Raw genomic sequence first — 10,762 nt, forward strand, 5'->3', positions numbered from 1 at the left:
ATGCGGCAGCGCTTGCGCACAACATCGCCAAATGCTCGCCCGGCGATCTCGACATGGTATTTTTGGGCTCGTCCGGTTCGGAAGCGATGGAAGCGGCGGTGAAGCTCGCCGAGCGCGCGGCCGGTCCGAAGCGGCCGAAGATCGTCTATGCCGAGAATTCCTTCCACGGCAAGACCAAAGGCGTGCTGGGCATCACCGACGGGCAGCTTTACCGCGCGGACTTCAAGGTGGCCGAAAACACGGTCCGCATCCCGTTTGCCGACATCGAGGCGGTCGAGCGCCTGTTCCGCTCCGATCCGGAGGTCGGGGTCATCGTGCTTGAAACCATCCAGGGCGGTGGCGGCATCATCCAGGCGCCGGCCGAATATTGGCAGAAGCTGCGCGCACTGTGCGACCAGTATGGCGTGTTGTGGGTCGCCGACGAAGTGCAGTGCGGCTATGGCCGGTCAGGCCGCTTCTATGCTTTCGAGCATTACGGCGTCATTCCCGATGTGACGGCGCTGGCCAAATCGCTTGGCGCCGGCAAGGCCGCGGTCGGCGCGATGATCGCGCGGCGCGAGGTTTATATGAAGGCCTATGGCACGCCGAAAACGGCGATGATCCATGCCATGGCGACCTTCGGCGGCATGGGCGAGGCCTGCGTCACCTCGATCGAGGGGCTCAACGTGCTCTACGACGAGGGGCTGATCGACAATGCCGCCGTCACCGGCGACTATTTGCTGCAGCGCCTGCAGGCGCTCAGGGAAAAGTACCCGAAGATCATCAAGGAGGTGCGCGGCAAGGGTTTTATGATCGGCCTGGAGTTCCACGACTTCTCGCAGACCTTGCCGATGGTGCTGCGGCCGATCGTCAGCGTGCTCGACGACAAGCTGAAGGGTTCGCTGTCGGGCTTCATCGGGGCGCTGCTGCTGCGCGACTACGATGTGTTAGTCGCCTTCACCGAATACAACCGCAACGTCATCCGGCTCGAGCCGCCGCTGATCTGCCAGCGCGAGCATGTCGACCGCTTCGTCGATGCCTTCGACAGCCTGCTGTCGCGCGGCATCGTGGGAATCGTGAAGGATTTCGTCAAAAGCCAGGTCCGTTAAGCGCTCGCTGGATACAACGATGCTGACCAAGTCGCCCGCTCCACAAAACCCAGTCGACCGGCTCACCGAGCCCGTTCTGACGTGGGGCGAGGGGACTTATGCGCGGCTGGCAGCACCGATCGGCGCGGCGGCTTTCGCGCTTTACATTCTTTTTACAGCGTTCACCGCATGGGTGATGCCCGACGCCAACTGGGACATGCTGCCCTATCTCGCTATAGCGGAGGAAGGCACCTATCCCGATGCACAGGCGCTGCATGACTATGCCTACAGCACTGTCAAATCGGGCGTGTCCGCAGGCGACTATAAGGCGCTGACCGACGATGGCGGCGGCTTCCGCAGTCACATGGCGGAGAATGCCGCCGACTTCCATTCACTGCTCGGCATGTACCGGATCAAATTTCTCTACGCCGAGATACTGTCGACGATGAGCGCGGTGATGTCGCCGGTCGAGGCGATGCGCCTGGTCTCAGTGTTCTCGGTTCTGCTGTTCGGCGCGATCGCCCTGATGTGGCTGCGCTCCGAAGGGGCACTGGCCTTGGCGCCTGTGGTCGGCGCGGTGCTGATCATGGCTGATTTCGGCGATGCGGCGCGCGCCTCGACGCCGGATTTGTTGTGTTCGGCGCTGTTGCTCGGCGGGCTCTACGCCTATGTCCGCGGTCGCGAGATGGCAACGGCGCTCCTGCTCTTTCTCGCCTTCATGGTGCGGCCAGACAATATTGTTTTTCTTGCCATTTTTGCCGTGCTGCTGGTTGCGTTCCGGCAGAAGGCGTGGGGCGCGCTGGCCGGCTTCGCCGCTTCCTTCGTCGCCTATTTCGCCATTTCGCACTGGGCTCATCATCCAGGCTGGTGGCCGCATTTGTGGTTCTCCAGCATTGAGCAGCATTACAATATGGACGGGTTCGAACCGCCATTCTCGGTCACCGCCTATCTCAGGGCGTTTGCCGCCTCGCTGCTGCGTGCCGTCAGCCTGAACAGCTGGGTCGGCGTGTCGGTGCTGGCACTGGCCGGCTGGTTTGCCGCCGCCCGCGCCGGCTTCCGCCTCGACCGCCGCGCCGGCATCCTGTTTGCGGCACTGGTGCTCGGCGCGCTGGCGAAGTTCACCGTCTTTCCGATCCACGACACGCGCATCTATTTCCCGCATCTGATCCCGCCATTCCTGCTGCTGGCGACGCCGTTCATGGCGCTGTGGGCAGCCGCGGCTCGTGGCCAGAATCGCGCGCCCTTGCCAATCATTCCCGGAGACAAGCCATGAGTTCGCTATCCAGCCTGGCGCGCGTTGCCCTGTCGCTTGGTCTTCCAAGTAGTGTTCTCGATCGCGGGCCGTCGCTGCGCGGCACGAAGTTCCTGGCCAGGGCGGCGCTGAAGGCGCGATTTGGTGGGGCAGGGCGACCGTTCCAGATGGTCAATGTCGGTGCCTGCGACGGTGCGCTGTTCGACGATGTGACGCCGTGGCTGCACCGCATAGCTGGCGCACGCGCGATGCTGGTCGAGCCGATGCCGTACAATCAGAAACGACTGCGCGCCAACTACCCCGACACCAGCCGGTTCATCATCGAGCCGGTGGCGGTGACGAAGACAAAGGGCACGATCACCGTCCACACTTTCGATGCCGCCGCGCTCGAGGCCGGCACGTTGCCCATCGAGTTCATCGGCTGCTCGTCGGTCACCGACACCAATCTGATGTCGGGCAAGAATGCCTGGGGCGAGGCCGACACCAACTTCAACAAGTTCGCGCCGCATCTCAGGGACATCGAGGTGCCATCCGAGACCTTGCAGACGCTGCTCGACCGCAATGGCATCACCCATATCGACGCCTTTCTCGTCGATTGCGAGGGCGCCGACTGGATCGTCTTCGAACAGCTCGACCTCAAGCGCTACCGTCCCGGCATGATCAAGGTCGAGGTCGGCGCGCTGCCCGCGGCCGAGATCGGCCAGGTCGTGGTCAAGCTGAAGACAGCAGGTTATCAGGTCGGCTTCCAGGCCGAGGACATCTGGGCCTTCGCCTGAGTTATAGCCTTCACCTTGGAAGGCGAACCGCCAAGGGTCCGACGGGAAGCATTCTGCCGTCTGGTCGCTCGGCTTTTTGCCAATGTCGCAAACAGGCTTCAATCGTGCTGCTGCTCCGCCTTATAGTCCGCGCGCTTTATCACTTTGGAGTCGCGGGCAATGGCAGAGTTTCCGAAAAAGGCGAAGGTCGTCATCGTCGGCCTGGGCGGTATCGTCGGCGCATCGATCGCCCATCACCTGATCGAACGCGGCTGGGATGACATTGTCGGCATCGACAAATCGGGCATCCCGACCGACATCGGCTCGACGGCGCACGCCTCCGACTTCTGCTACACGACCAGCCACGATTTCCTGTCGTGCTGGACGACGCTCTACTCCATCGATTTCTACGAGAAGATGGGCCACTACGCGCGCATCGGCGGCCTTGAGGTCGCGCGCGTCGGCGACGACGGCCGCATGGAGGAGATCAAGCGCAAGATCGCCTCGGCCAAGGCGTTTGGCACGCGCGCCCGCCTGATCGAGCCGGCCGAGATCAAGGAGAAATTTCCACTCATCGAAGAAGCGATTGTCCAGGGTGGCCTTTGGGATCCCGATGCCGGTCTGGTCATCCCGCGCTCGCAGACGGTCGCCGGCAAGCTGGTCGATCAGGCGGAAGCGTCCGGCAAGCTCAAATCCTTCGCCAACACGTCGGCTCGGTCGCTTGTCGTCAAGGACGGCCGCATATCAGGCGTGGTGACGGACCGCGGCACCATCGAGGCCGACTATGTCATCGTCTGCGCCGGGATCTGGGGCCGGCTGATCGCGGAAATGGTCGGCGAGGACCTGCCGGTCATGCCGATCGACCATCCGCTGACCTTCTTCGGCCCCTACAACGAGTTCGCCGGCACGGGCAAGGAGATCGGCTGGCCGCTGCTGCGCGACCAGGGCAACTCGGCCTATATGCGCGACACCGGCGATCCAAAGACCGCCGAGGGCGGGCAGATCGAGTGGGGTTACTACGAAGAGACCAATCCGCGCCTGTGCCATCCGCGCGACCTGCTGGAGAAGGATCAGGCGCGGCTTTCGCCCTCACAGCGCGACCTCGACATGGAGCAGATCCTGGCACCGCTCGAACGCGCCATGGAACTGACGCCGATCCTCGGCGAACTCGGCTACAATGAGAGCCATTCCTTCAACGGGCTTCTCCAGGTGACGGCTGATGGCGGCCCGTCCATGGGCGAAAGCCAGAAGGTGCGGGGCCTTTGGTATGCCGTCGCCATCTGGGTCAAGGATGGTCCCGGCATGGGCAAGCTGATCGCCGACTGGATGACCGACGGCCGCACCGCAATCGATCACCATGCCATCGACTATGCACGGTTCTATCCGCACCAGACCAAGGAGCAATTCATCTGGGATCGCTGCACCGAGACCGCGATGAAGGTCTACAATCCGGCGGTGCATCCGCGCGAGCCGTTCTCCAAGGCCCGCAACATCAGGCGCTCGCCGTTCTGGGAGCGCGAGAAGGAACTTGGCGGTTATTTCATGGAGCTCGGCGGCTGGGAGCGCGCCCACGGCTATGCCGCCAACGAGCACCTTTTGGAGAAATACGGCAACCGCGTGCCGGTGCGCGAGAATGAGTGGGACAACCGCCATTTCTGGCGCGTCTCCAATGCCGAGCATCTCGCCATGAGCGAGGATTGCGGCATCGTCAACCTGTCGCATTTCGCCATGTATGACATCGAAGGTCCCGACCATGTCGCGCTGCTGGAATGGCTGTGCGCGGCCAAGATCGGCGGCGACAACAACATCGGCAAGGGCATCTACACCCACTTCCTCGACGAGGAAGGCATGGTGCGGGCCGACTTTACCGTCATCCGCATGGCTGACCGCTGTCGTTTGATCGACGGCGCGGACGCCGGTCCACGCGACTTCCAGTACATGCGCCGCACGGCACAGGACAAAGGCTTCGACGTCACTATCACCGACGTGACCGAGAAATACGTCACTATCGGCATCTGGGGGCCGAACGCCCGGGCGACCTTGCAGAAGGTGGTCGAAAATCCGGACGGGCTCTCTGTTGAGAACTTCCCATTCGCGGCGATCAAGCCGGTCCGGATCGGCGGCAAGGATGTCACCGCTTTCCGCATCTCCTATGTCGGCGAGCAGGGCTGGGAACTGCACATGCGCTACGAGGACGGCCTGGCCGTCTGGGACGCCCTGCGCTCGACCGGCGTGATGCCCTTCGGCGTCGAGACCTATGCCAACACGCGCCGCATGGAAAAGAGCCTGCGCCTGCAGAACGCCGACCTTTTGACCGAGTACAATCTGCTCGAAGCGGATCTCGCCCGTCCGAAGGTCAAGGAGAACGACTTTTGCGGCAAGGCCAGGCATGTAGAGTTCCGAGCCCGCGAGCACCAGCCGGCCATGCTGTGCACGCTGGTGATGACCAGTAATGTCGATTCCAAAGGTGTTGCCCGCTATCCCGTTGGCACCATGCCTGTAATGGACCCGAAGACCGGCGAGACGCTGGTCGACGACCTCGGCCGGCGGTCCTTCACCACCTCGATGGCCTACGGCCCGACCATCGGCAAGAACATAGGTCTCGCCTATCTGCCGTGGGCGTACGCCCAGGAAGGCCGTAAGCTCACCATCGAGTATTTTGGCGAGACATATCCGGTCGAAGTCGCCGCCGTCGGCTACAAGCCGCTCTACGATCCGGAGAATTTGAAGCCGCGCAGCTGAGTGCTCGCAAGCGCAAAAAGGCATGAAGGCAAAAGCCTGGCCACCGGCCGGGCTTTTCTCTTTTTAAGCCGGCGGTTTTCGCTTACCCTTGCGGAATGTCTGCTTTTGCCTGTGCTAGACATTTGCTTTCGAGCTGTGCCGCGTTCGCGCTGACGCTTTGGTTGGCGCCGGCGTCCCTTGCTGACGAGCCCGTCGATGTCGAGCTGGTGCTGGCCGTCGATGTCTCGCTGTCGATGTCACCGGACGAACTCGAGATCCAGCGTCACGGTTACGCAGCGGCGCTGACGCACGACAATGTGCTGCAAGCCATTGCCGATGGCGCTTATGGCAAGATCGCCGTTACCTATGTCGAATGGGCCGGCACCACCTGGCAGCGCGTCATCGTGCCGTGGACGGTGATCGCCAGCCGCACCGACGCCGAGCGCGTGGTCGCGCAGTTGTCGGCGCAGCCGCCCAATAGCGCGCGGCGCACCTCGATCTCCGGAGCGCTGGAGTTCGGCAACGACCTGTTTGCCGAAAGCGGCTACCGGGGCACGAAGCGGGTCATCGACATTTCGGGCGACGGCCCCAACAACCAGGGTGCGCCGGTCAATCTGACCCGCGACGGGCTGATCAAGCAAGGCATCGTCATCAATGGCCTGCCGCTGATGACGCGAGGCGGTTTTTCCGGCGCCTACGACGTCAGCAATCTCGATCGCTACTACAGCGACTGCGTCATTGGTGGTCCCGGAGCCTTCATGATCCCGGTCAATGACTGGACGCAGTTTCCCGAAGCCATTCGCCGCAAGCTGGTGCTGGAACTCGCCGGTCCGGCCTCGCCGCAATGGGCGGCGGAAGAAGCCGCGCATCCGCCGGTGATATTGGCGCAGGAGAGGTCCACCACCGACTGTCTGGTCGGTGAGAAAATGTGGCGAAACCGCAGTTGGATGTTCGACAGCCGCTAAAGCTCTTCTCCGTTGAGCGTGATCTTTGGCCGAACCGGCTCCCATTCTTGCCCCCGCTGCCTACCTGTTCGGGCTTACGCTCCAGGCTTGCCTCCGCTACCGAAGCAGTGGCAAACTGGGCGGGCCGCGTGATCCAGCCAGGAGCGCGGCCAAACCGAGGAAACACCGATGAGACGTCTTGCCATCCTGACCGCAGTCGCGTCTGTGCTTTATGCCGACGTCGCCAGCGCCCAATACAACCAGGCTGCCTGCATCATGTTCGAGAACGGGAATTTTCGCGGGCGGTCCATCGGCATGGGTGCCGAGGATTCCGTAAATTTTCGTGGCGGCCAGTTCTGGAATGACCGTGTGTCGTCGGTGATCGTCCGCCGCGGCTGCACGCTCGTGGCCTATGAGGATTCTCGGATGGGCGGCCGCTCGATCGAGATCACGCGCAGGATCCGCAATTTGGGCGGTAGTGACTGGAACGACCGTATCTCCTCGGCGGAATGCACCTGCGACGACTACTGAGGTTCAGGCGGCGGAGCGCAGACCGGTTACGGGTCGGATCAGGCTGCCAGCAGCTGCTTGCGGTCGACGCGCTCTTGTTGCGGCGAGCGGGCGTAGAGTTCTCGGTAGCATTTGGAGAAATGCGAGGCCGAGACGAAGCCGCAGGCGACCGCCACCTCGACCACCGGCATCGACGACTGGATTAGCAGATGCCTGGCGCGGTCGAGCCGGATTTCCAGATAGTAGCGGGCAGGGGAGCGCCCCATCTCGGTGCGGAACAGCCGTTCGATCTGGCGGCGCGACAGGTCGACATGGTCGGCGATCTCGATCAGTGACAGCGGCTCCGACAGATTGCCCTCCATCAGTTCGATGATGGTCAGCACTTTCGAGTTCTGGACGCCGAGGCGGGCGCGAAGTGGCAGGCGCTGGCGGTCGGTGGGGCTGCGCACGCGGTCGGTCAGCACCTGCTCGCAGACGCGGTTGACGAGGTTCTCGTCAAAGTCGTCGCCGATCAGCTTCAGCATCATGTCGAGTGCGGCGGTGCCACCGGCGCAGGTGTAGATGTTCTGGTCGATCTCGAAGAGGTCGGCAAAGACGTTGGCCTTCGGGAACGCTTCGGAAAAGCCCGGCAGGTTCTCCCAGTGGATGGCGCAGCGCTTGTTGGACAGCAGGCCGGCGGCGGCGAGGATATGCGCGCCGGTGCACAGGCCGCCGACGGCGACGCCGCGATTGTATTCCTCGCGCAGCCAGGCGAAGGCGGACTTGTTCTGGTAGCGCTCGACATTGATGCCGCTGCAGACGATGGCCATGTTCGGCCGGTCGGGGCCTGCCATCTTCTTGCGCTCGTCCTCGAGCGAGGTGTTGACCGCGCATTCGACCCCGTTCGAGGCGCGCACCGGCTTGCCGTCGATGCTGGCGAGGCGCCAGCGATAGGCCTCGTAGCCGAGCATGCGATTGGCCGAACGCAACGGGTCGAGCGCGGTCGCAAAAGCGATCATGGTGAAATCGGGAATAAGGAAGAATACAAACGATCGCTTGATCGGATGCTTTACGGCGTTCAAGGGAACCTCACACAGCCATGGCGCGAACAGGATGTCGCGAATAGCATAGCGACATCAGGAAAAACCATGTCTGTCAATCGGCTACGCCGCTACGACGAGATTAAATTTGCGACATGGGTCGCAAACGGGCAATCGGCGTGCAGCGAGCCCTGGAAGTGGCACGAACTGTTCAAGGGACGGGCAACGTACTGCCTGCGCGCAAAACAAAAACGCCGCCTTGGCTGGAGCCAGGCGGCGTTACAGTTTTAAAGCAGCGGCAGGGATGCGCTGCCCCTAAAAATCTTCAGGCGACGAAGCCGAGGCGGGCCGCATTCATGGCGCCGGTCTGGCCGGGCATGGTGTTGGCGAGACGCTGACGCTCGAGGGCGGTGGTCAGGTTCATTTCGCGGCGGGCAAAGAGGCGTGCAAAAAGCTTCATAATCATCTCCATTTGTTGCTCAGACGGGTCGCCTTCGCTTGATGGAGTGGGGCAGCTCGTTTGCTGGCGCCGATATAGGCTTGTGTAAGCAGAAACTAAATCGCAAAAGCGAAGCGCTTGATATGAAATGCGACATCGGTTGCGACAGATTTGGGCAAGGTGCCCAAAATTTACGATTATTTACAAGGGATTAATTGAAAAGAGGGCTGCTATGCGGCTTTCTCATATGCGTCATGCGCTGGAAACATGGCTCTAAAAATTCATTTGAGTGCAAATAAAATAGAGAAGGCCTGCCGGGCGGTTTGCGCGGCAGGCCTTCAGCACATGGTACACACGATCTACTTTGCTCCAGCCCAGGATCCGACGCCGTTGCGAGTACCGGTCTTGGTATCGGAAGCTTCAGGCCAGCCGATGTCCTTCTGCAGTTCGATCGGCAGGGAGCGGATAGCGCGTTCAGTCTGGTAGCGGGCGCGCGCCGCGCTGAATTCGGTCGCGATGCGACCAAGGGACGACAGGATAGACATCTCTTTCTCCTTTGGGTTGGCGAGTGCCAGACAGCGAGTTGGCTACTGCGGGTTTGTTTCAACTTCATTTCGTGTCGAATGCAGGTCTGTGTCGAGGTCGTTTCATGGCTGCTTGTGGCAGCTACTGCTTCGATGGAGTTGACTATCCTCCCAATCTGATGTTCAATCAAACGAAATGGAATGATGTTTTGTATCAGAAAAATTGAAGGTCGGTTGCCATGAACGCCCCGCTCAATCATCCGCTGCCGCTGCTCGATCTCGATGTTTTGCGCACGTTCGTGGCGATTGCCGAGACCGGCAGCTTCACCACCGCCGCCAATGCCGTGTTCCGCACGCCGTCAGCCGTTTCCATGCAGATCAAGAAGCTCGAGGACATTCTCGGCCGCTCCGTGTTCGCGCGCGACGCTCGCTCGGTGTCGCTGACGACGGATGGCGAGATGCTGCTCGGCTATGCCCGCCGACTGCTGTCCATCAATCGCGAGGTGGTGTCGAAGTTCATCATTCCCGAGATTGTCGGTGTGGTGCGGCTTGGCTCGCCGGACGATTACGGTGAGCGCGTGCTGCCGCATGTGCTGAAGCGTTTTGCGCAGTCGCATCCGTCGATCGCCGTCGACGTCACCATCGACCAGAGCAGCAATCTGCGCCGGCGCATGGACGACCGGGCGCTCGACATCACGCTGCTGACCAATTCCTACAAGACCAGCGCGCTCGGCGCCGAGGTGCTGCTGACCGAGCCGATCGTCTGGGCCGGTGCCAAGGGCGGCTGCGCGCATCTGCGCGAGCCGCTGCCGGTGTCGCTGTGGGAAGAGGGCTGCGCCTGGCGTGCCGGGGCGCTCGATGCGCTTGGCCGCGAGGGCCGCAATTACCGCATCGCCTATATGAGCGCGCACACGGCCGGCCAGCGCGCCGCGATCATGTCCGATCTCGCCGTGGCGCCATTGCCGAAGTCGTTCCTCGGCAATGACATGGTCGAACTCTGCCCGAAGGACGGCATGCCCGACATCGGGACCTACAATCTGGCGATGGTGGTGGCGCCGGATGCCAGTGCCCCGGTCAAGGCCGTTGCCGACCACATCCGCGCGACTTTCGAAGTCTTCCGGGAAACCGGCAAGTTCTGACCGGCTGGTAAGGACGATAGTATAAAGCTACTCCGCCGCTTCGGCGGGGCGCTGTTCAGGCCTTACTCTCGTATCGTGCACGATCCGGCTCTCCCCGAGAAAGGCGACGATGCGCTCGCGGGCGCGCCGGGCTTCCGGCATGTCAATCAGCGGCCAGACGTGGAACATGCCTTCCTCATAGACAAGATCGATTTCAACGCCGGCTGCGCGGGCTTTTTCGGCGAAGATCAGATTGTCGGGAGTCAAAAGATCGCGCGAGCCGGTCAAAAGCAGCGTTCTTGGCAGCACTGACAGATCTCCATAGACCGGGCTGATGTGCCAGTCGCTGGGATCGATGCCGGCACTGTACAGGCGAATCGCCTCACTTCCGCCAGCTATGCCCAGCCAAGGGT

General features: G+C 62.1%; 12 protein-coding genes. 8 read left to right on the forward strand and 4 right to left on the reverse strand.

What is annotated here, in order from left to right:
• The 6 genes from EN964_RS12370 to EN964_RS12395 form a co-directional block, all read left to right on the forward strand.
• Positions 1-1,088, forward strand: a 1,088-nt coding sequence (locus EN964_RS12370; protein WP_164775797.1) for an aspartate aminotransferase family protein, incomplete at its 5' end; no start/stop codon positions are given.
• A 19-nt stretch (positions 1,089-1,107) separates the two neighbouring features.
• On the forward strand, positions 1,108-2,340 hold the full coding sequence (locus EN964_RS12375; RefSeq protein WP_127272435.1) for a glycosyltransferase 87 family protein: 1,233 nt from the start codon (positions 1,108-1,110) through the stop codon (positions 2,338-2,340).
• Positions 2,337-3,095 carry an FkbM family methyltransferase gene (locus tag EN964_RS12380; RefSeq protein WP_127272436.1) on the forward strand — a complete coding sequence of 253 codons (759 nt, stop codon included), beginning with the start codon at positions 2,337-2,339 and terminating at the stop codon, positions 3,093-3,095. The genes EN964_RS12375 and EN964_RS12380 overlap by 4 nt, the downstream gene beginning before the upstream one ends.
• A 159-nt stretch (positions 3,096-3,254) precedes the next feature.
• Positions 3,255-5,816 (forward strand): FAD-dependent oxidoreductase, encoded by a 2,562-nt coding sequence (locus tag EN964_RS12385; RefSeq protein ID WP_127270286.1) that lies wholly within the window; start codon positions 3,255-3,257, stop codon positions 5,814-5,816.
• A 95-nt stretch (positions 5,817-5,911) separates the two neighbouring features.
• On the forward strand, positions 5,912-6,760 hold the full coding sequence (locus EN964_RS12390) for a DUF1194 domain-containing protein (protein WP_127272437.1): 849 nt from the start codon (positions 5,912-5,914) through the stop codon (positions 6,758-6,760).
• A gap of 168 nt (positions 6,761-6,928) precedes the next feature.
• Positions 6,929-7,270, forward strand: coding sequence for a peptidase inhibitor family I36 protein (locus EN964_RS12395; protein WP_023812325.1), 342 nt, complete (start codon positions 6,929-6,931; stop codon positions 7,268-7,270).
• Between the two features lie 38 nt (positions 7,271-7,308).
• On the opposite strand, the gene EN964_RS12400 is transcribed toward EN964_RS12395, so the two are convergent.
• Positions 7,309-8,247, reverse strand: coding sequence for a GlxA family transcriptional regulator (locus EN964_RS12400; RefSeq protein ID WP_348625597.1), 939 nt, complete (start codon positions 8,245-8,247; stop codon positions 7,309-7,311).
• A gap of 129 nt (positions 8,248-8,376) precedes the next feature.
• Here EN964_RS12400 and EN964_RS38140 point away from each other — a divergent pair, with 129 nt between their 5' ends.
• Positions 8,377-8,559, forward strand: coding sequence for a hypothetical protein (locus tag EN964_RS38140; protein WP_127270885.1), 183 nt, complete (start codon positions 8,377-8,379; stop codon positions 8,557-8,559).
• Positions 8,560-8,593: 34 nt separating this feature from the next.
• Here the strand turns inward: EN964_RS38140 and EN964_RS39075 are convergent, their stop codons facing one another.
• Positions 8,594-8,728 carry a hypothetical protein gene (locus tag EN964_RS39075; protein ID WP_013531161.1) on the reverse strand — a complete coding sequence of 45 codons (135 nt, stop codon included), beginning with the start codon at positions 8,726-8,728 and terminating at the stop codon, positions 8,594-8,596.
• Positions 8,729-9,066: 338 nt separating this feature from the next.
• The gene (locus tag EN964_RS12415) at positions 9,067-9,252 is read right to left on the reverse strand and encodes a hypothetical protein (RefSeq protein ID WP_032930657.1); all 186 of its coding nucleotides are present in this window, start codon (positions 9,250-9,252) and stop codon (positions 9,067-9,069) included.
• 218 nt (positions 9,253-9,470) lie between these two features.
• Between EN964_RS12415 and EN964_RS12420 the strand changes: the two genes are divergently transcribed.
• Positions 9,471-10,370, forward strand: a complete 900-nt coding sequence (locus EN964_RS12420) for a LysR substrate-binding domain-containing protein (protein ID WP_013531163.1) — start codon at positions 9,471-9,473, stop codon at positions 10,368-10,370.
• Positions 10,371-10,397: 27 nt separating this feature from the next.
• Here EN964_RS12420 and EN964_RS12425 read toward each other — a convergent pair.
• Positions 10,398-10,762, reverse strand: a 365-nt coding sequence (locus EN964_RS12425; protein WP_164775798.1) for an alpha/beta hydrolase, incomplete at its 5' end; no start/stop codon positions are given.

The sequence above is a fragment of the Mesorhizobium sp. M7A.F.Ca.CA.001.10.2.1 genome (assembly GCF_003998575.1).
GTDB lineage: Bacteria > Pseudomonadota > Alphaproteobacteria > Rhizobiales > Rhizobiaceae > Mesorhizobium.